Consider the following 17833-nt stretch of genomic DNA (forward strand, 5'->3'; position numbering starts at 1 on the left):
AAGCGGGTGCTAAAGCGGCACTTCGCTGAAGGATCCTCGCATGACCCAATCTGATCGCACCGCCTTCACCCGGATGTTCGCCCCCGACGGCACGGTGCTGCTGCACCCCGATCGCCCGGCCGCGAAGTATCGCCCGCTGCGCGCCTTGCGCAACTTCCGGACGCTGATGAAGGACAAGGAAGACACCGCGGCAGTGTTCAAGATCTTCGAATCGCTGCCGTCCAAGGACTTCATGCCGCGCATCGCCGAACTCGCGCTTTCCGAACAGGGCGAGCGCCTGCGTCAGACCGAGGCATGGCTGCCCGACATCCTCGACGATCACGCCGCGCTGCGCCGCACCCCCAAGGGCAGCCTTGCGCACGCCTATTGCGACTTCATGGAGGCCGAAGGTCTGTCGGCCGCGGGCCTTGTCGCCGAGAGCGACCGTACGGGGCGCGAGCGCTATCCCGACCTTGTCGAGTGGTACATCAACCGCTCGCGCGACACCCATGACCTGTTCCACATCCTCACCGGCTATGGCCGCGATGCGCTGGGCGAGGCGAGCGTGCTGCTCTTTACCCACGGGCAGCAGCCGAGCCAGGGGCACCTGCTGATCGGCTATGCCGGGGCTGCGAACATCAAGAAGATGGCCAAGGGCACCAAGGCGCCGGTGCTGGGCGCGGTGCGTCAGGCGCATCGCACCGGCAAGGGGGCGCCCCCGCTGATCGCGCAGCCGATCCGCGAACTGCTCGCGCGCCCGCTCGAGGAGGTGCGCCAGCAGCTGCGTATCCCAGAGCCCACGCTCTATCGCGAATGCCACCGCGTCTGGCAGGCCGAGGGTGTGAACCCCTACGACCTGCTCGCGAGCAGCAAGCCCGCCGAGCCCGAACTGCTCGCCGCCTGAAGAGAGGATAGCCGATGAACGTCGTCGATCTCCCGCTGGTCGCCCCGGACCGCAAGACATCGGGCTTCCGTCCGCTGAAGGTGCTCCACCACTTCGGCAAGCTCGTCGAGGACAAGGAGGACACCGAGCAGGTCTTCCACATCATCGAGGCCACCAAGGGCCGGCGTAGCAATGCCCAGGCGCACGCCTTCATCCGCTCGCCCGAGGGCCAGCGCTTCCTGCGCGAGGGGACCGACATCCCGGCGATGCTCGACGACCACGCGCGCTGGGCCGATTGCGGGCCGAACACGGTCGCGGCGCACTACATCGCCTTCATGCGCCGCGAGGGGCTCTCGGCGGCGGGGCTGGTGGCGGAGAGCCACAAGTGGGCGCCGCCCGAGAGCCTGCCGCAGGACCAGACCCAGTGGTATTTCGACCGCCTGCGCGACACGCATGACCTGTTCCACGTGCTCACCGGCTATGGCCGCGACGCTCTCGGCGAGGCGGCCTTGCTCGGCTTCAGCTATCAGCAGAACCGCAACACCGGCATCCTCTTCATCGCCTATGCCGGGGCGCGGCAGATCAAGAAGGTGAGCGGCACCAAGGCCCCGATCTTCGCCGCCATCAGCGAAGGCCGCCGTCTCGGCCGCGCCGCCGCGAAGATCGCGCACCAGGACATTGCCGCGCTGATGCGCGAGGATATTGGCGCTGCGCGGGCGCGGCTCAACATCGGCAAGCCCGAGGTCTACCGCCAGTGCCTCGCGATCCTCAATGCCGAAGGCACCCTAAGCGAGGACATCTCCTTGAGCGGCGCGCAGGCGGCCTGAGCCTTCAGCGCAGCTCCTTGCGGATCACGAGCTTGAGGCCCGACCAGACCTCGTCGATCGCGCAGACCTTGGTATCGACCAGCCCGAGCGGCAGGCCGACCTCCCGGATCGTGTCCTCGGTGATGTCGGTCGGGACTTTCGACGCCTTCTTGGGCCAGCTCACCCAGATCTGACCATCGGGCGCGATCTGCTGGCGAAGCGCCGTCAGTCGGGCTTCGAGACACGCGCGCTCGGTGACGAAGACATGCGCGGCATCGATCCCTTGCGCCGGCTCGGCGACGAAGGTGAGTTCGAGCGCATGTTCGTCGATCTCGTCGAGCACGTGCTCGGGCATGGCATCGAACCACACCCGCATCCCGTCGCGCAAACTGAGCTTCCTGACGAGCGGCGTGCCGGAATAGCCCGAGGCCACCGGGTCAGCCCTCCATCCACTCCGCGAAGAAGCGCTGGTGCGCGGCGCGCAGCTCGGCGAGGGGAACGCCGAGGACCGCATCCCCGCCGACCGTGCCGATCCGCTGGAAGCCGATCTGCGCGGTCTCGTCGTTGCGGGTGCCCTTGGAGAGCGCGGCATTGAGCGCTTCGACGTCCGGCACGGTAACGAGGTAGCGCCCCTGGTCCTCGCCGAACCACCACTGCGCGGGGGTGTAATCGGGATTGCCCGCCTCGGTCTCGGCACCGATCCCGCCGGCAAGCGCCATCTCCGCGAGCGCGACCGCGAGGCCGCCGTCGCTAAGGTCGTGGACCGCGTTGACGAGGCCGTCGGCGATCAGTTCGTGGATGATCGCGCCCGCGTTCTTCTCCACCGTCAGGTCCGTCGGCGGGGTGCGGCCGCCTTCCACGCCCTTGACCACGCGCAGCCACAGCGACTGGCCGAGGTGCGAGCGGGTGGGATCGGGCTTGGCCCAGAACTCGGGGCCGACGAGGTAGATCGCATCGCCCGCGTTCTTGAAGTGCATCGTCATCATCTTGGAGAGGTCGGTGATGATGCCGACGCCCCCGATGGCGGGGGTGGGCAGGATCGCGCTGCCGCCGCCGGTCGCCTTGGACTCGTTGTAGAGGCTGACGTTGCCGGAAACGATCGGGAAATCGAGCGCGCGGCAGGCATCGCCCATGCCGTCGAGGGCGTGGACGATCTGTGCCATGATCTCGGGGCGTTGGGGATTGGCGAAGTTGAGGCAGTTGGTCACGGCGAGCGGCCGCGCGCCCACGGCGCAGAGGTTCCGGTAGGCCTCGGCAATCGCCTGCTTGCCGCCCTCGTAGGGGTCGGCGAAGACATAGCGCGGGGTGCAGTCGGTGGTGATCGCGAGTGCCTTGCCGGTCCCGTGGACGCGCACCACGCCGGCATCCCCGCCGGTCTGGAGCGTGTCGGCACCGACCTGCGAATCATACTGCTCGGCGATCCAGCGGCGCGAGGCGAGTTCGGGGGAGGACATCAGCGTGAGAAGGTCGGCGGCGACATCGTCGGTCGCGGGCACTTCTCCGAGCGGCTTCACGCCCGCCCATGCCGCATATTCCTCCTTTGAGAGGTAGGGCCGGTCGTAAAGCGGCGCTTCGTCGGCGAGCGGGGCGAGCGGGATGTCGCACACCACCTCGCCATTGAATTCGAGCACCATGTGGCCGGTATCGGTCACTTCGCCGATCACCGCGAAATCGAGCTCCCACTTGCGGAAGATCGCCTCGGCCATCGCTTCCTTGCCGGGTTGCAAGACCATGAGCATCCGCTCCTGGCTTTCCGAGAGCATCATCTCGTAGGGCGTCATGCCGGTCTCGCGGCAGGGGACCTTGTTCATGTCGAGCCGGATGCCGGCGCCGCCCTTGCTCGCCATCTCCACCGAAGAGGAGGTGAGCCCCGCCGCGCCCATGTCCTGAATGGCGACGATCGCGTCGGTCGCCATCAGCTCGAGGCAGGCCTCGATCAGCAGCTTCTCGGTAAAGGGATCGCCGACCTGCACCGTGGGGCGCTTGGCTTCGGCGTCCTCGCCGAAGTCGGCGGACGCCATGGTCGCGCCGTGGATCCCGTCGCGCCCGGTCTTGGAGCCGACATAGACGATCGGGTTCCCGACGCCGGTCGCGGCCGAGTAGAAGATCTTGTCCTGGTCGGCGACGCCCACCGTCATGGCGTTGACGAGGATGTTGCCGTCATAGGCGGGGTGGAAGTTGGTCTCGCCCGCGACTGTCGGCACGCCGACACAGTTGCCGTAGCCGCCGATCCCCGCGACGACGCCCTGCACGAGGTGCTTCATCTTCGGGTGCTCGGGGCGCCCGAAACGCAGCGCGTTGGCGTTGGCGATGGGTCGCGCGCCCATGGTGAACACGTCGCGCAGGATGCCGCCCACGCCCGTCGCGGCGCCCTGATAGGGCTCGATATAGGAGGGGTGGTTGTGGCTCTCCATCTTGAAGATCGCCGCCTGCCCGTCGCCGATGTCGATCACGCCCGCGTTCTCGCCCGGGCCGCAAATCACCCAGGGGGCCTCGGTGGGGAGCTTCTTCAGGTGGATGCGCGAGGACTTGTAGCTGCAATGCTCCGACCACATCACCGAGAAGATGCCGAGCTCGACGAGGTTCGGCTCGCGGCCGAGCGCGGAAAGGACGCGCTCGTATTCCTCGGGGGAAAGGCCGTGCTGTTCGACGATTTCGGGGGTGATGGCGGTCATGTGGGGGACTCCTTGGCCGCGGCCCCTAGATCATGGGGCGGACGAGGCCAAGCCGCCGCGTTTGCGAAAACCAGCGATTCTCCCCGACCCACGCCGCGATCCCCGTCAGCACGCCGAAGGCGAACAGTGCCTGCACATAGAGGAAGACCCCCGCACTCTCCGGGTGCGGGGCGAACCAGTTGACCGTCTGGAACAGCAGCATGCTCCCCGCCAGCACCAGCGGCGGCCCGAGCGGCCCGCGGGTGCGGCGCATGAAGAACACGAAAGCGCCGCCGGTGAGCAGCAGTTCGAGCGGCATCGCCACCCACGGCCAGTCCCACAGCCCGAGCCCGAGCTTCGGCGGCGTCCCGTCGAGGGTGAGATCGGGGACGTGCACCAGCCAGTCGAGCAGCCAGTGCGAGAGCGCCACCAGCCCGGAGAGCACGCCCAGCGCAAGGTCGCGCCGCCACAGTGCGACGATGCCGCAAAAAGCCGCGGCCCAGATCGCGGTGCCGAGCAGCGAGTGGGTGTAGGGCATGTCGTAGAGGTCGAATGGCACCATCGCGCTCGCCCCTGGGTCGATGCGCATGTGCTCGGCGCCGACGAGGGCGAGGGTGAAGAAACCCCAGTCGACGAGCTGGCCCGCGACGAACATCGTCGCCAGCCGCGGGCGCTCGGGGCTGACGGCGGCCGCGACGAAGGCCGGGGCGAAGTGACCGATGAACATCCTCAGGCGCTGGCAGGGGCGAAGCGCAGCACCGCGAGCGTCGCCAGCGCGCTCGCCGCGCCGGTGACGAAGGCGCCCCACAGGATGTCGAGCACGCTGATCTGCGTTGCCCAGACCTTCATCACGGCCTGCGAGGTGAGGTCGAAGGTCGCATAGCACAGCGCGCCCAGCAGGATGCCGTTGAGCAGCGCCGGCTGCACCGTGCCCGCCGCAATGCCGGGGCGGATCGCGAACCAGGTGATCCCGGCAATGTAGATGAGGTAGAAGGCCGCCGCCGCGCCGAGGTTGAAGTCCTTGGCCATGATCTCGCCGATCACCGGCTTGTACAGGTTCACCGAGGCCCAGCGCAGCCACACCGCGTCGAGCGCAAGAAAAGACACGGCCGCGACGCCGTAGGCGATGATCCACTTCAGCATGCGTCGGCTATCCCTGTCTTCCTGAACCCGCCCGTCGCGCGCAGCCTTGACCGCGCCAGCGCGCGCCGTCAATGCTGGCCGGCATGGACGAGGGCACCCCGGATATCACCGCCATGAGCTTCGAGCAGGCGCTCAGCCAGCTCGAGGCCATCGTGCAGCAGCTCGAGCGCGGCGACGTTCCGCTCGACCAGTCGATCACCCTCTACGAGCGCGGCGAGGCGCTGCGCGCGGCGTGCCAGCAGCGGCTCGACGCGGCGCAGGCGCGGATCGAGCGGATCGTCACTGCCGACGGCGGCGCGCGGGCGACGGGCACGCGGCCCTTCGACGCGGAAGGCTAGGGCGATGCTGATGGAAGCGGGGGGCGGCGTGCTGAACGAGGCGATCAAGCGCGTCCAGACCGAGATCGATTCGGTGTTCGACGCGCTGCTGCCGGTGCCGGACGACACCTCAGCGCGGCTCGTCGAGGCGATGCGCTATGCCGCGATCGGCGGCGGCAAGCGGGTCCGCCCGCTGCTGGTGGTGAGCACCGCGAGCCTGTTCGGGGTCGCACGCGATGCCGCGCTGCGCGCCGGGGCGGCGATCGAGGCGATCCACGTCTATTCGCTGATCCACGACGACCTGCCGTGCATGGACAATGACGACCTGCGCCACGGCAAGCCGACGCTCCACAAGGCCTATGACGAGGCGACCGCGGTGCTTGCCGGCGACGCGCTCCACGCGCTCGCCTTCGAGATCCTCGCCGACGATGCGACCAGCGAGGATCCCTTCACCCGCAGCGAGCTGATCCTCACCCTCGGGCAGGCCTCGGGCATGAACGGGATGGCGGGCGGGCAGATGATGGACATGGTCGCCGACGAGGAGGGCGTGGTCTACGACCTCCACGCCGTCACCCGGCTCCAGCAGCTCAAGACCGGCGCGCTGCTCGCGGCGGCGGTCGAGATGGGCGCGATTCTCGGCAAGGTGCCGCCGCAGGGCCGCGCGCACCTCAGGGCCTATGCCCGCGACATCGGCCTCGCCTTCCAGATCGCCGACGACCTTCTCGATGTCGAAGGCGATATCGAGAAGGCCGGCAAGGCGCTGCGCAAGGACAGCGAGCAGGGCAAGCAGACCTTCGTCACCCTGCTCGGCGTCGAGCGCGCCCGCGAGCAGGCCCGTGCGCTGGTCGACCAGGCGGTGCTGCGCCTTGCCTCCTATGGCAGCGAGGCCGACATCCTGCGCGCGCTCGCCCGCTATATCGTCGAACGCGACCGCTAGGTCTGCGCGCCAGAGAGGAGTCATCACCATGACGCGCCGCATCGGCATCTACCCGGGAACCTTCGACCCCATCACCCTCGGCCATGCCGACATCATCCGGCGCGGGGCGAACCTCGTCGATCACCTCATCATCGGAGTGACCACCAACATCGCCAAGTCGCCGATGTTCTCCGACGCCGAGCGCATCGCGATGGTCGAGCGCGAGGTCGCGGCATTGGGCCTCGCCAATGTCGAAGTGGTGGGCTTCAACGCGCTCCTCGTCGACTTTGCCGACGCGCAGGGCGCCTCGGTGGTGATCCGCGGCATCCGGGGCGTCACGGACTTCGAATACGAGTACCAGCTCACCGGCATGAACCGGCAATTGAACGACCGGGTCGAGACGATCTTCCTGATGGCCGACGTCAGCCTCCAGCCGATCGCCAGCCGGCTCGTCAAGGAGATTGCGCTCTACGGCGGCGACATCGCCAAGTTCGTGAGCCCGGCGGTGCGCGACGATGTGGTCGCCCGGGTCGAGGCGCAGGGCCGCAAGGGCGGCTAGGCGCGAGGGGGCCTCGCCCGCATCATTCATTGCAGTGTCAGAGAGGCGAGGGTAAAGCGCCTCACCAATCCGGATGGAACCATGACCCTGACCAAGTTCGCTCCTGCCCTTGCCGCCGTGCTCGCGCTGACCGCTCCGCACGCCGCCTTCGCCCAGAAGCAGAAGGACGACACCCCGCCGGTCGCGTTCGGCGACAATGCCAAGCAGCCGGTGACCAAGGCGGATACCACCGCGCCGCGGACCTATGCGCCGATCAACTACGATCCCTCGGTCGATCCCGAGAACGTCTGGGTGCTCGACCTGTCGAACGGCCAGCGGGTCAAGATCCGGCTCCAGGCCGATTGGGCCCCGGCGCATGTCGAGCGGATCAAGACGCTCACCCGCGCAGGCTTCTACAACGGCGTGGTGTTCCACCGCGTGATCGACGGCTTCATGGCGCAGGGCGGCGATCCGACCGGCACCGGGCAGGGCGGCAGCGAGCTTCCCGACCTCAAGGCCGAGTTCAACCCGATGCCGCACGTGCGCGGCACGCTCTCGATGGCGCGCGCGAGCGCCGAGGACAGCGCCAACAGCCAGTTCTTCATCGTCTTCTACCCGCGCTTCAGCCTCGACAAGAAGTACACCAATTTCGGGCGGGTGATCGAGAACATGGAAGCGGTCGACGCGATCAACCGCGGCGAGCCGCCGGCAAGCCCCACCTATATCGTCCAGGCCTCGCTCGAGAGCGACAATCTGCCGCCCCCGCCGCCGCCTGCGCCCAAGGAAGAGGCGATCACTGCCGACGCCTTGAGCGCGCCGCTGCCTCCCGCCCGGTAAGCCCCTTCCTTCGCCCGCGCCGAACCGCTAGGGACGCGCGGCATGAAGGTTGACCTGTTCGATTTCGATCTGCCGCCAGAGCGCATTGCGCTGAGGCCCGTGCGCCCGCGCGATGCGGCGCGGATGCTGGTGGTGCGCGGAAGCGACACGCCGTTCGAGGACCGCGGCGTGCGCGACCTGCCGCAGCTGCTGAACCCCGGCGACGTGCTGGTCTTCAACGACACCCGCGTGATCCCCGCCCAGCTCGAGGGCCGCCGCGCGGACGGCGAGGCGAAGATCGGCGCGACGCTCCACAAGCGGCTCGACCTCAGGCGCTGGCAGGCCTTCCTCAGGAACGCCAGGCGGGTGAAGATCGGCGACCAATTGGTGTTCGGCGGCGGCGTCACCGCGATTGCCGAGGCGCGCCACGCCGACGGCTCGCTCACGCTGTTCTTCGAGGGCGAGGAGCCGGTCGAAGTCCTGCTCGACCGCGCCGGCACGATGCCGCTGCCGCCCTATATCGCCTCGAAGCGCGGGATCGACCGCCAAGACCTCGAGGACTACCAGACGATGTTCGCCCGCGAGGAAGGCGCGGTCGCGGCCCCCACCGCCTCGCTGCACTTCACTGAAGCCCTCGTCGATGCGATCGACGCCGCCGGGATCGGCCGCGCGATGCTGACGCTGCACGTGGGCGCGGGGACCTTCCTCCCGGTCAAGGCCGAGGACACCGACGAGCACCGGATGCACGCCGAGTTCGGCCGCATCTCGCCTGCCACCGCCGACCAGCTCAACGCCGCGCGCGCGGCCGGCGGACGGATCATCGCGGTCGGCACCACGGTGCTGCGCCTGCTCGAGAGCGCGGTCGACGAGGATGGCACGATCCGGCCCTTCGCGGGCGACACCGCGATCTTCATCACCCCGGGGTATAGGTTCAAGGCGGTCGACGGCCTGATGACCAATTTCCACCTCCCCAAGTCGACGCTGATGATGCTCGTCAGCGCGCTGATGGGCCGCGAGCGGATGCTGGCCGCCTACGAGCACGCGATCGCGAAGGAATACCGCTTCTACTCCTACGGGGATTCGAGCCTGCTCCTGCCCTGAAGACCACGCGGCTGACCACCGAAAGCCAGGCCCCGCGCCTTGCAAAGCCGGGCCCAAGCGCCAAGTGTGCGCGCATGAACTCCTCCCCCGGCGCGCCGATTCTCGAAATCCGCGATCTCACCAAGACCTACCGCGGCGGCGTCACCGCGCTCGGCGGGATCGACCTCACCGTCCATCGCGGCGAGATCTTCGCGCTGCTCGGCCCCAACGGCGCGGGCAAGACCACGCTGATCGGCGCCGTGTGCGGCCTTGTGCGGCCGAGCGGGGGGACGATCCGCGCCTTCGGGCAGGACCTCGCCAAGGACTGGCGCAAGGCGCGCGCGCGCATCGGACTGGTGCCGCAGGAACTCGCGACCGACATGTTCGAGACCGTGTGGCACGCGGTCACCTATTCGCAGGGCCTGTTCGGCAAGCCCTCCGATTCCGCACGGCTCGAGGAGATCCTCAGGAGCCTTTCGCTGTGGGACAAGAAGGACGCGCAGATCCGCGCCCTGTCCGGCGGGATGAAGCGCCGCGTGCTGATCGCCAAGGCACTCGCGCATGAGCCTGAGCTGCTGTTCCTCGACGAGCCCACTGCCGGGGTCGACGTCGAACTGCGCAAGGGCATGTGGGAGCAGATCGCGGGGCTGAAGGAGCGCGGCGTCACCATCATCCTCACCACCCACTACATCGAAGAGGCCGAGGAGATGGCCGACCGTGTCGGGATCATCCAGCGCGGGCGCATCCTGATGGTCGACGAAAAGCGCGCGATGATGGAACGGCTCGGCACCACCGAGGCGGTGATCGACCTCGCCGAGCCGCTGCGCGAGGTGCCCGCAGGCCTCGCCGGCTTCCCGCTGGAACTGGCCGCCGGCGGCGCGCAGCTCGTCTATCGCGGCGGCAACGGCCAGGGCAGGGGCCGCGCCGAGGTCGCTGAGCTGACCCAGGCCCTGACCCGCGCCGGGATCGGCTTCACCAGCCTCGACATCCACGACAGCTCGCTCGAGGACATCTTCGTCGGCCTGCTGGGCGACAAGGCGGAGGCGGCGTGATGCACTTCAACCTCAGGAGCGCCTACGCGATCTACCGCCGCGAGATGGCGCGCGCCTTCCGCACCGCCTTCCAGTCGATCCTCTCCCCGGTGCTCACCACCTCGCTCTACTTCGTGGTGTTCGGCTCGGTGATCGGGGCGCGCATGGAGCCGGTCGGCGGCGTGCCCTACGGGGCCTTCATCATCCCCGGCCTGCTGATGCTCACCCTGCTCGGCGAGACCACCAGCAATGCGAGCTTCGGCATCTACATGCCGCGCTTCACCGGCACGATCTACGAGCTGCTCTCGGCGCCCGTGGGCGTCGCCGAGACCCTCGTCGGCTTCGTCGGGGCGGCGGCGACCAAGGGGCTGATCCTCGCGGCAATCATCCTCGCCACGGCGCGGCTCTTCGTCGACTACGAGATCGTCCACCCGCTTCTCGCGGCGCTGTACATCATGCTGGTGGCGGCGAGTTTCGCGCTGTTCGGCTTCATCCTCGGGGTGTGGGCCGACAGCTTCGAGAAGCTGGGCATCATCCCGATGCTGATCCTCACCCCGCTCACCTTCCTCGGCGGGACCTTCTATTCGATCCGCGACCTGCCCGCACCATGGGACTCCGTCGCCCTCGTCAACCCGATCGCCTTCCTGGTGAGCGGGCTGCGTTACAGCTTCTACGGGGTCTCGGACGTGCCGATCGGGGTCTCGCTCGGTCTGACCCTCGGCTTCCTGACCGTGTGTGTCGTCGTCATCGCCGTCATTTTCCGGACCGGATGGCGGTTGAGAGACTGATCCATGTTAGCAACCAAATGACACTGGTCCGACATGAAGCACCATCGGGCAGACATTAACGTAAACCGCTAGCTTTGTTCATTACACAGAAAAGACGTGCTCCTTAGCGATCCTTTCGACGTCGCACCTCCCGCGGCGGACGGAAAAGGACACAAGAACAATGAAGAAGCTCGTCTTCACCACGCTTGCCGCTGCCGGCGCGTTGGCGCTCCCCGCGGCCGCGCAGGCCCAGAGCACGACCGAGAACAAGCCCGAAGTCACCATCGGTGCCCAGGTCGGCCGTCACAATCTCGGCATCGACCTCGGCGATCTCGACGCCGACAACGGCGAGTTCGACGAACTCAACATCAAGGACACCGGCACGATCTACGGCGGCTTCGCGGCGGTCGACTTCCCGCTCGGCGAGAACCTCTTCGCCGGCGTCGAGGGCAACGCGAACCTCGGTGACGGCCCGATCGAGGCCGAATATGGCGTCTCCGGTCGTCTCGGCTTCCGCACCGAAGGCGGCGCCAAGATTTACGCCCGCGGCGGCTATCAGTGGGTCGACCTCGACCTCGAGAACCTGACCGGCGTGGACGAGGACTTCCTCGACGAGAACGGCCTCTCGACCCCCGACGTGGGCGGCGACTACCTCGTCGGCGTGGGCGCGGAAGTGCCGCTCGGCAGCGTCGTCCTGCGCGGCAACGTCGACACCATCGCCTTCGACACCCTGCGCGGCACGGTGGGCGTCGGCATCAAGTTCTGATCGGCCGCTGAGGCATCGATCGGAGGCGGGCCGTCTGCCACGTAGGCAGGCGGCCCGTTCCCTTAGGGGGTGACAGGCCGCCCGCGTGCCGTTAGCGGGCGAGCGCCATGACAGCGCCGCGCTTCCAGTTCACGCTCCACGCCGCCAGCGGCAAGGCGCGCACCGGCGTCATCCGGATGCGGCGCGGCGAAATCCGCACGCCGGCCTTCATGCCGGTCGGCACCGCCGCGACAGTCAAGGCGATGAAGCCCGAGGCGGTGCGCGCGACCGGCGCCGACATCATCCTCGGCAACACCTACCACCTGATGCTGCGCCCCGGTGCCGAGCGCGTAGCAAGGCTCGGGGGCCTCCACAGCTTCATGAACTGGCCGCGCCCGATCCTCACCGACAGCGGCGGCTACCAGGTGATGAGCCTCTCGGACCTCAGGAAGCTTACCGAGGACGGCGTCGAGTTCCGCAGCCACCTCGACGGCTCGAAGCACATGCTCACGCCCGAGCGCAGCATGGAGATCCAGCGCCTGCTCGGCAGCGACATCGTGATGGCCTTCGACGAGTGCCCCCGCGCCGACCGCCCGCGCGACGAGATCGCGGCCTCGATGGAGCTCTCGATGCGCTGGGCGAGGCGCAGCCGCGAGGGGTTCGACGCAGGCGAGGAACACGCCGGCCGCGCCGCCTTGTTCGGCATCCAGCAGGGCGCGTTGCACGAAGACCTGCGGCAGATCAGCGCCGACAAGCTCACCGACATCGGTTTTGACGGCTATGCGGTGGGCGGTCTTGCCGTGGGCGAGGGGCAGGAGGCGATGTTCGGCGTGCTGGATTACGCGCCCTCGATGCTCCCTGCCGACCGGCCCCGTTACCTGATGGGCGTGGGCAAGCCCGACGATCTCGTCGGCGCGGTCGAGCGGGGGATCGACATGTTCGATTGCGTGCTGCCGACCCGCTCGGGCCGCAACGGGCAGGCCTTCACGTGGGGCGGGCCGCTCAACATGAGGAACGCCCGCCACGCCGAGGATACCGGCCCGCTCGACACGCGCTGCGCTTGCCCGGTCTGCGCGATCTACAGCCGCGCCTATATCCACCACCTCGTCAAATCGGGCGAAATGCTCGGGGCGATGCTGGTGACCGAGCACAACCTCAGCTTCTACCAGGCGCTGATGCAGGCCATGCGCGAAGCCATCGCGGCGGACCGGTTCGCCAGCTTCGCCAGCGACTTCCGCCGCGATTATCTCCGGCCGAAATCCTGACGCGGCCGGAGCGGGCACGGGAAGCCCCTCGACAAGAGGCGCTTCCTCACTCTAGGGCCGCGCGCATGACCGACCTTCCCCTGAGCCCCGAGGACTGCATCACCATGGCCGAGGTGCGCGCCGGCGTCGACGCGCTCGACCGCGAGCTGGTGGCGCTGCTCGCCCGGCGCTTCGGCTACATGCGCGCCGCCGCCCGGATCAAGCCGACCCGCGAGGCGGTGCGCGACGAGGCGCGCAAGGCCGCGGTGATCGCCGCCGCCGTCGCCGAGGCCGAGGCGCGCGGGATTCCGGCCGAGGTCGTGGCCGATATCTGGGAGCGGCTCGTCGAGGGCTCGATCGCCTATGAATTCGGCGAGTGGGACCGGGTCAGGGCCTGACTGCGCCGGCAGGGGGTTGTGCACAGCATCGGAGTCGCTCCGGGGGCGGCGGATGTCACCTCCCGTCCCGCATCGAGGAAGAGATCTCCTCCCGCTCCCCCGGGCTCCAGAAGTTGAGGTCGAGGACCACGTCCATGCCGAGCGCAAGGCATCGCGTCCACACGGCCTCGATCTGCGCGGACACTCTCGCGGCATGATCGGCAAAGTGCTCCGCCGGCGGATCGAACCCGAAGAGCCGGGTCATCCATTCGTCGTGCGTGACGCGGATGGCGGCGTATTCCTGCTCCAGCCGATAGGCTAGGCTCGTCTTGCCGACGCCGGGATAGCCGTGGATCATATGGGCCGTTGGCATGCGATGTGCCCGCCGGGTTGCGAGGTGGAACTCGTGAACCCTTACCTGCCTGACGCGCGCTATCGCAAAAGAAAAGGGCGGCCCCGAAGGACCGCCCCGTTGCTTGCCGTTCGGCGCCGGCGCCCGATCAGCGCGAGTAGAACTCGACGACCAGGTTCGGTTCCATCGTCACCGGGTAGGGCACTTCGTCGAGCTTCGGCACACGGGTGAAGGTCACCTTGTCGTTGCCGTCGGGCATGACGTAGTCGGGAATGTCGCGCTCGGCGAGGCTCTGCGCCTCGATCACGAGCGCCATCTCCTTGGCCTTGGCGCCGAGGCTGATGACGTCACCCACCGCCACACGGCGCGAGGCGATGTTGCACTTCTGGCCGTTGACGTGGATGTGGCCGTGGCTGACGAGCTGGCGCGCGGCGAAGATGGTCGGCGCGAACTTGGCGCGGTAGACCACCATGTCGAGACGCTGCTCGAGCAGGCCGATCAGGTTCTGGCTGGTGTCGCCCTTCATGCGCGAGGCTTCGAGGTAGTTGCGCTTGAACTGCTTCTCGGTGACGTCGCCGTAGTAGCCCTTGAGCTTCTGCTTGGCGCGCAGCTGGAGGCCGTAGTCGCTCATCTTGCCCTTGCGGCGCTGGCCGTGCTGGCCGGGACCGTAGGAGCGCTTGTTGACGGGCGAGTTGGGGCGGCCCCAGATGTTCTCGCCCATGCGGCGGTCGAGCTTGTGCTTGGCGCTCTTGCGCTTCGACATGTGTCGTATCCTTCAATGTGCTGACCCGCCGGTATGGCGGGCTTCAACCCGGAATCGCTCCATTCCGCCACCGGGGGAGGAATGCGGCGCCTGCTTCACCGGGGTGCAGGGCCCATTTGCGAAGGCGCGCGCATAGCAGGATTGGCCGCCCGGTCAAGCCTCGCCGTCGTGCCGGCGGCTCAGCTGTCGCCGGTCGCGCGGTTGCGGGCCTCGAGTTCGTCGTGGGCAGGGTCCGAGCGCGGCTGCCATTCCTGGCGGGTGAGGCAGGCCTTGCGCGCCGCGATGCGCGATCCGGGCGTCAGATCAGCGGATGTTGTTGAGCTCGCGCCATTCCTCGGCGGTGCGGCAGACCTTGGTCTTGCGGCGGCTCGAGGCGTCGGCCTTGATGTAGCGGCAAATCTGCCGGTCCTCGGCTTTTGCTTCGCCCGTCGCGGCAGCCTCGGCCTTGTCGGCGGCGGGGTCGGCGGCGGGCTGCTCGGTGGCGGAGGGCGCGGGCGTGTCGGCGGGAGCGGTCTGCGCGGCATGAGCGGCGGCGGCGAACAGCACGGCGGCAACGAGCGCGCCGGAACGCGGGAGAATCGATTTCATCGGGAATCTCGCGGGGTTGCAGGGGGAGGGGAGCTTCGGCCTAACCCCTTGGGCCGCGCCTGTAAACCGCCTTCGCTCGCGCGCCGCGGCTCAATCGCGCGGCGGCTTCTCGATCGCGCTCAGCACGCCGCGCAGGGTGCGCACCTCGAGGTGGTTCCAGCCCGGCTTGGTGAGCAACCCGCGCAAGGTGCGGCGGGTCGCCTCGGCGCGGGTCGCGGGGCGGAAATAGCCGCGCGGCTCAAGCAGCGCCTCGAAATGGGCGATCAGCCCTTCGAGCTCCTCCTGCGGCGCGGGCGGGAGCGTGTCCTCGAGGGTGGGCTGCACCAGCGCCTCCCCGGCATCGGCGAGCTCGCGCCCCATCCGCGACCACTCGTAGGCGACGAGGATCACCGCCTGGGCGAGGTTCAAGGAACCGAACTCGGGGTTGATCGGGATCGTCAGGATGTTGCGGGCGAGCGCGACGTCCTCGGTCTCGAGCCCCGAGCGCTCGGGCCCGAAGATGATCGCGTGGCGGCCCGGCATCGTGTGGACCTGCCGCCCGGCCTCGTCGGCGCCGATCACCGGCTTGGTGACCCCGCGCTTCCTCACCGTGGTGGCGTGGACGTGCGCGCAGTCGGCGACCGCCTCGGCGGTGGTTTCGTAGACCTTCGCCTGTTCGAGCACGATGTCCGCCCCCGCCGCCGCGGGGCCTGCCGAGGGGTTGGGCCAGCCGTCGCGGGGGGCGACGAGGCGCATCTCGGTGAGCCCGAAATTGAGCATCGCACGCGCCGCCTTGCCGATGTTCTCGCCCAATTGCGGGCGCACGAGGACGATCACCGGCTTGTTGAGATCGGCCATGTTTGGCTTAGTCCTTCGCGGCTTGCTGGACGGTGTGGGCAAATTCCTCGAAGTCGCGTGCCTCGGAGAAATCGCGGTAGACAGAAGCGAAGCGGATATAGGCGACCGAATCGATCTGCCTGAGGCCCTCCATCACCAGCTCGCCGATATGCGAGGAGGGCACCTCGGCCTCGCCCGAAGTCTCGACCTGGCGCTGGATGCCGCTGATGAGCTGGTCCAGTCGCTCCTGGTCGATCCCGCGCTTGCGCGAGGCGAGCGCGATCGACTGTTCGAGCTTGGCGCGCTCGAAAGGCTCGCGCCGGTCCCCGGACTTGACGACCACCACCTCGCGCAACTGCACCCGCTCGAAGGTGGTGAAGCGCGCGCCGCAGGACGAGCACTGGCGCCGCCGCCGGATCGAGGCATTGTCCTCGGTCGGGCGGCTGTCCTTGACCTGGGTATCGTCGTGGGCGCAGAACGGGCAGCGCATTCAGAGGCTTACTTCTTGATCCTCGTATAGAGCATGTAGCCCGCGCCGGCGAGCAGGCCGATCGGCCAGGAGACCACCGGCAGGATCGCGCCCGCGAGCGCGCCGACCGCGGCGCCGGTCAGCACCGGCTTGGTCGAGGGATGGTTCATCCCCTCCTTGGCCATGCCCGAAACTTCGGCCTTGACGTCCTCGACCCAGTCCTGGGTTCCGTTGGGTTCGTTCATCAGGGGGAACTCCTTACATGCCGGGATAGACGGGGAAGGCAGCGCACAGGGCGCCGACCCGCTGACGCACCGATTCCTCGATCTGCGCGTCGCCCTCGGGGCCGTTCTTGGCAAGCCCTTCGACCACTTCGGCGATGAGCTTGCCGACGGTCCTGAACTCCTCCGGGCCGAAGCCGCGGGTCGTGCCCGCCGGGGTGCCGAGGCGGATGCCGCTGGTCACGAAGGGCGAGCGGGTGTCGTAGGGGATGCCGTTCTTGTTGCAGGTGAGGAAGGCGCGATCGAGACCCTTCTCGGCGTCCTTGCCGGTGACGTTCTTGGCCGTGAGGTCGACCAGCATCGAGTGGTTGTCGGTGCCGCCGCTGACGATCCTGAGGCCGTTCTCCTCGAGGCTCGCCGCGAGCGCGCGGGCGTTCTCGACGATGCGGTGCGCATAGGTCCTGAACTCGGGGCGCAGCGCCTCGCGGAAGGCGACCGCCTTGGCGGCGACGATGTGCATCAGCGGGCCGCCCTGAAGGCCGGGGAACACGGCCATGTTCAAGGGCTTGGTGAACTTCTCGTCGTTCCACAGGATGATGCCCGAGCGGGGGCCGCGCAGGGACTTGTGGGTGGTCGAGGTGACGATGTCGCAATGCGGGAACGGCGAGGGATGCGCGCCGCCCGCGACGAGGCCGGAGATGTGGCTCATGTCGCACAGCAGCACCGCGCCAACCTCGTCGGCGATGGCGCGGAAGGCCGGGAAGTCCCAGGTGCGCGAATAGGCCGTGCCGCCGCAGATGATGATCGTCGGCTTGTGTTCCCGGGCCTTGGCGGCGACCTCGTCCATGTCGATCGTCTCGGTCTCGCGGGTGACGCCGTAGGAGACGACGTTGAACCACTTGCCGCTCATGTTCACCGGGGAGCCGTGGGTGAGGTGGCCGCCCGAATTGAGGTCGAGCCCCATGAAGGTGTCGCCTGGGTTGAGGAGCGCGAGGAACACCGCCTGGTTCATCTGCGAGCCCGAATTGGGCTGGACGTTGGCGAAGGCGCAGCCGAACAGCTCCTTGGCGCGCTCGATCGCGAGGGTCTCGACGACGTCGGCATAGTCGCAGCCGCCGTAGTAGCGCTTGCCCGGATAGCCCTCGGCATATTTGTTGGTGAACACCGAGCCGGCCGCCTCGAGCACCGCGCGCGAGGCGATGTTCTCGCTGGCGATCAGCTCGATCTTGTCGCGCTGACGGGCGAGCTCCTTGGCCGTAGCCGCGGCGATCTCGGGGTCGGCCGCGGCGAGGTCGTCATGCCAGAAGCGGTCCATCGCTGAATCGGTG

At 68.3% G+C, this 17833-nt stretch carries 23 protein-coding genes; 12 read left to right on the forward strand and 11 right to left on the reverse strand.

The window, feature by feature from the left end; genetic code table 11:
- Positions 1–40 precede the first annotated feature (40 nt).
- Positions 41–883, forward strand: coding sequence for a Coq4 family protein (locus ACLBKU_RS08660; RefSeq protein ID WP_410179151.1), 843 nt, complete (start codon positions 41–43; stop codon positions 881–883).
- Positions 884–897: 14 nt separating this feature from the next.
- Positions 898–1689, forward strand: a complete 792-nt coding sequence (locus ACLBKU_RS08665; protein ID WP_410179152.1) for a Coq4 family protein — start codon at positions 898–900, stop codon at positions 1687–1689.
- Positions 1690–1693: 4 nt separating this feature from the next.
- Here ACLBKU_RS08665 and ACLBKU_RS08670 read toward each other — a convergent pair whose 3' ends face one another.
- From ACLBKU_RS08670 to ACLBKU_RS08685, 4 genes are read right to left on the reverse strand one after another with little or no spacing between them, the layout of a single operon-like run.
- Complete coding sequence (locus ACLBKU_RS08670; RefSeq protein ID WP_410179153.1) at positions 1694–2101, reverse strand: hypothetical protein; 408 nt, start codon at positions 2099–2101, stop codon at positions 1694–1696.
- 4 nt (positions 2102–2105) lie between these two features.
- A complete protein-coding gene (purL, locus tag ACLBKU_RS08675) occupies positions 2106–4343 on the reverse strand; it encodes a phosphoribosylformylglycinamidine synthase subunit PurL (RefSeq protein WP_410179154.1) in 2238 nt (745 codons plus the stop codon).
- Between the two features lie 25 nt (positions 4344–4368).
- Complete coding sequence (locus ACLBKU_RS08680; RefSeq protein ID WP_410179155.1) at positions 4369–5049, reverse strand: hypothetical protein; 681 nt, start codon at positions 5047–5049, stop codon at positions 4369–4371.
- A gap of 2 nt (positions 5050–5051) precedes the next feature.
- Positions 5052–5465, reverse strand: coding sequence for a DUF2177 family protein (locus ACLBKU_RS08685; RefSeq protein WP_410179156.1), 414 nt, complete (start codon positions 5463–5465; stop codon positions 5052–5054).
- An 83-nt stretch (positions 5466–5548) separates the two neighbouring features.
- Between ACLBKU_RS08685 and ACLBKU_RS08690 the strand changes: the two genes are divergently transcribed.
- The 10 genes from ACLBKU_RS08690 (at position 5549) to ACLBKU_RS08735 (ending at position 13317) form a co-directional block, all read left to right on the forward strand.
- Positions 5549–5803: an exodeoxyribonuclease VII small subunit gene (locus tag ACLBKU_RS08690; RefSeq protein ID WP_410179157.1), complete on the forward strand. Its 255-nt coding sequence runs from the start codon at positions 5549–5551 to the stop codon at positions 5801–5803.
- A 4-nt stretch (positions 5804–5807) separates the two neighbouring features.
- The gene (locus ACLBKU_RS08695) at positions 5808–6719 is read left to right on the forward strand and encodes a polyprenyl synthetase family protein (protein WP_410179158.1); all 912 of its coding nucleotides are present in this window, start codon (positions 5808–5810) and stop codon (positions 6717–6719) included.
- 28 nt (positions 6720–6747) lie between these two features.
- Positions 6748–7257 (forward strand): pantetheine-phosphate adenylyltransferase, encoded by a 510-nt coding sequence (coaD, locus tag ACLBKU_RS08700; protein WP_410179159.1) that lies wholly within the window; start codon positions 6748–6750, stop codon positions 7255–7257.
- A gap of 81 nt (positions 7258–7338) precedes the next feature.
- Complete coding sequence (locus ACLBKU_RS08705; protein ID WP_410179160.1) at positions 7339–8073, forward strand: peptidylprolyl isomerase; 735 nt, start codon at positions 7339–7341, stop codon at positions 8071–8073.
- A 42-nt stretch (positions 8074–8115) separates the two neighbouring features.
- Complete coding sequence (gene queA, locus ACLBKU_RS08710; RefSeq protein WP_410179161.1) at positions 8116–9153, forward strand: tRNA preQ1(34) S-adenosylmethionine ribosyltransferase-isomerase QueA; 1038 nt, start codon at positions 8116–8118, stop codon at positions 9151–9153.
- A 74-nt stretch (positions 9154–9227) separates the two neighbouring features.
- Positions 9228–10184: an ABC transporter ATP-binding protein gene (locus ACLBKU_RS08715; protein ID WP_410179162.1), complete on the forward strand. Its 957-nt coding sequence runs from the start codon at positions 9228–9230 to the stop codon at positions 10182–10184.
- On the forward strand, positions 10184–10951 hold the full coding sequence (locus tag ACLBKU_RS08720) for an ABC transporter permease (protein WP_410179658.1): 768 nt from the start codon (positions 10184–10186) through the stop codon (positions 10949–10951). The genes ACLBKU_RS08715 and ACLBKU_RS08720 overlap by 1 nt, the downstream gene beginning before the upstream one ends.
- A gap of 160 nt (positions 10952–11111) precedes the next feature.
- Complete coding sequence (locus ACLBKU_RS08725; protein ID WP_410179163.1) at positions 11112–11696, forward strand: hypothetical protein; 585 nt, start codon at positions 11112–11114, stop codon at positions 11694–11696.
- A gap of 107 nt (positions 11697–11803) precedes the next feature.
- Positions 11804–12940, forward strand: a complete 1137-nt coding sequence (gene tgt, locus ACLBKU_RS08730; RefSeq protein WP_410179164.1) for a tRNA guanosine(34) transglycosylase Tgt — start codon at positions 11804–11806, stop codon at positions 12938–12940.
- A 65-nt stretch (positions 12941–13005) separates the two neighbouring features.
- Complete coding sequence (locus tag ACLBKU_RS08735; protein WP_410179165.1) at positions 13006–13317, forward strand: chorismate mutase; 312 nt, start codon at positions 13006–13008, stop codon at positions 13315–13317.
- A 55-nt stretch (positions 13318–13372) separates the two neighbouring features.
- Here ACLBKU_RS08735 and ACLBKU_RS08740 read toward each other — a convergent pair whose 3' ends face one another.
- The 7 genes from ACLBKU_RS08740 to glyA form a co-directional block, all read right to left on the reverse strand.
- Complete coding sequence (locus tag ACLBKU_RS08740; RefSeq protein ID WP_410179166.1) at positions 13373–13654, reverse strand: AAA family ATPase; 282 nt, start codon at positions 13652–13654, stop codon at positions 13373–13375.
- 142 nt (positions 13655–13796) lie between these two features.
- Positions 13797–14411 carry a 30S ribosomal protein S4 gene (gene rpsD, locus ACLBKU_RS08745; RefSeq protein WP_410179167.1) on the reverse strand — a complete coding sequence of 205 codons (615 nt, stop codon included), beginning with the start codon at positions 14409–14411 and terminating at the stop codon, positions 13797–13799.
- A gap of 303 nt (positions 14412–14714) precedes the next feature.
- The gene (locus ACLBKU_RS08750; RefSeq protein ID WP_410179168.1) at positions 14715–14999 is read right to left on the reverse strand and encodes a hypothetical protein; all 285 of its coding nucleotides are present in this window, start codon (positions 14997–14999) and stop codon (positions 14715–14717) included.
- A gap of 90 nt (positions 15000–15089) precedes the next feature.
- The gene (locus ACLBKU_RS08755) at positions 15090–15836 is read right to left on the reverse strand and encodes an RNA methyltransferase (RefSeq protein WP_410179169.1); all 747 of its coding nucleotides are present in this window, start codon (positions 15834–15836) and stop codon (positions 15090–15092) included.
- Between the two features lie 7 nt (positions 15837–15843).
- Complete coding sequence (gene nrdR, locus ACLBKU_RS08760) at positions 15844–16305, reverse strand: transcriptional regulator NrdR (protein WP_410179170.1); 462 nt, start codon at positions 16303–16305, stop codon at positions 15844–15846.
- A gap of 8 nt (positions 16306–16313) precedes the next feature.
- Positions 16314–16529, reverse strand: coding sequence for a hypothetical protein (locus ACLBKU_RS08765; protein WP_410179171.1), 216 nt, complete (start codon positions 16527–16529; stop codon positions 16314–16316).
- Positions 16530–16542: 13 nt separating this feature from the next.
- Entirely contained in the window at positions 16543–17820 is a 1278-nt protein-coding gene (glyA, locus tag ACLBKU_RS08770; RefSeq protein WP_410179659.1) for a serine hydroxymethyltransferase, read from the reverse strand.
- Positions 17821–17833 lie beyond the last annotated feature (13 nt).

Source organism: Erythrobacter sp. NE805 (assembly GCF_046452355.1).
GTDB lineage: Bacteria > Pseudomonadota > Alphaproteobacteria > Sphingomonadales > Sphingomonadaceae > Erythrobacter.

What these genes read in the sequence shown, in the direction of transcription:
- ACLBKU_RS08660 (WP_410179151.1), top strand. Translation starts at nt 41, where the DNA reads ATGACCCAATCTGATCGCACCGCCTTCACCCGGATGTTCGCCCCCGAC.
- ACLBKU_RS08705 (WP_410179160.1), top strand. Translation starts at nt 7,339, where the DNA reads ATGACCCTGACCAAGTTCGCTCCTGCCCTTGCCGCCGTGCTCGCGCTG.
- ACLBKU_RS08725 (WP_410179163.1), top strand. Translation starts at nt 11,112, where the DNA reads ATGAAGAAGCTCGTCTTCACCACGCTTGCCGCTGCCGGCGCGTTGGCG.
- ACLBKU_RS08695 (WP_410179158.1), top strand. Translation starts at nt 5,808, where the DNA reads ATGCTGATGGAAGCGGGGGGCGGCGTGCTGAACGAGGCGATCAAGCGC.
- queA (WP_410179161.1), top strand. Translation starts at nt 8,116, where the DNA reads ATGAAGGTTGACCTGTTCGATTTCGATCTGCCGCCAGAGCGCATTGCG.
- ACLBKU_RS08665 (WP_410179152.1), top strand. Translation starts at nt 898, where the DNA reads ATGAACGTCGTCGATCTCCCGCTGGTCGCCCCGGACCGCAAGACATCG.
- ACLBKU_RS08685 (WP_410179156.1), bottom strand. Translation starts at nt 5,465, where the DNA reads ATGCTGAAGTGGATCATCGCCTACGGCGTCGCGGCCGTGTCTTTTCTT.
- ACLBKU_RS08765 (WP_410179171.1), bottom strand. Translation starts at nt 16,529, where the DNA reads ATGAACGAACCCAACGGAACCCAGGACTGGGTCGAGGACGTCAAGGCC.
- tgt (WP_410179164.1), top strand. Translation starts at nt 11,804, where the DNA reads ATGACAGCGCCGCGCTTCCAGTTCACGCTCCACGCCGCCAGCGGCAAG.
- purL (WP_410179154.1), bottom strand. Translation starts at nt 4,343, where the DNA reads ATGACCGCCATCACCCCCGAAATCGTCGAACAGCACGGCCTTTCCCCC.
- ACLBKU_RS08680 (WP_410179155.1), bottom strand. Translation starts at nt 5,049, where the DNA reads ATGTTCATCGGTCACTTCGCCCCGGCCTTCGTCGCGGCCGCCGTCAGC.
- ACLBKU_RS08740 (WP_410179166.1), bottom strand. Translation starts at nt 13,654, where the DNA reads ATGATCCACGGCTATCCCGGCGTCGGCAAGACGAGCCTAGCCTATCGG.
- glyA (WP_410179659.1), bottom strand. Translation starts at nt 17,820, where the DNA reads ATGGACCGCTTCTGGCATGACGACCTCGCCGCGGCCGACCCCGAGATC.
- ACLBKU_RS08755 (WP_410179169.1), bottom strand. Translation starts at nt 15,836, where the DNA reads ATGGCCGATCTCAACAAGCCGGTGATCGTCCTCGTGCGCCCGCAATTG.
- rpsD (WP_410179167.1), bottom strand. Translation starts at nt 14,411, where the DNA reads ATGTCGAAGCGCAAGAGCGCCAAGCACAAGCTCGACCGCCGCATGGGC.
- ACLBKU_RS08715 (WP_410179162.1), top strand. Translation starts at nt 9,228, where the DNA reads ATGAACTCCTCCCCCGGCGCGCCGATTCTCGAAATCCGCGATCTCACC.
- coaD (WP_410179159.1), top strand. Translation starts at nt 6,748, where the DNA reads ATGACGCGCCGCATCGGCATCTACCCGGGAACCTTCGACCCCATCACC.
- ACLBKU_RS08735 (WP_410179165.1), top strand. Translation starts at nt 13,006, where the DNA reads ATGACCGACCTTCCCCTGAGCCCCGAGGACTGCATCACCATGGCCGAG.
- ACLBKU_RS08690 (WP_410179157.1), top strand. Translation starts at nt 5,549, where the DNA reads ATGGACGAGGGCACCCCGGATATCACCGCCATGAGCTTCGAGCAGGCG.
- ACLBKU_RS08720 (WP_410179658.1), top strand. Translation starts at nt 10,184, where the DNA reads ATGCACTTCAACCTCAGGAGCGCCTACGCGATCTACCGCCGCGAGATG.
- nrdR (WP_410179170.1), bottom strand. Translation starts at nt 16,305, where the DNA reads ATGCGCTGCCCGTTCTGCGCCCACGACGATACCCAGGTCAAGGACAGC.
- ACLBKU_RS08750 (WP_410179168.1), bottom strand. Translation starts at nt 14,999, where the DNA reads ATGAAATCGATTCTCCCGCGTTCCGGCGCGCTCGTTGCCGCCGTGCTG.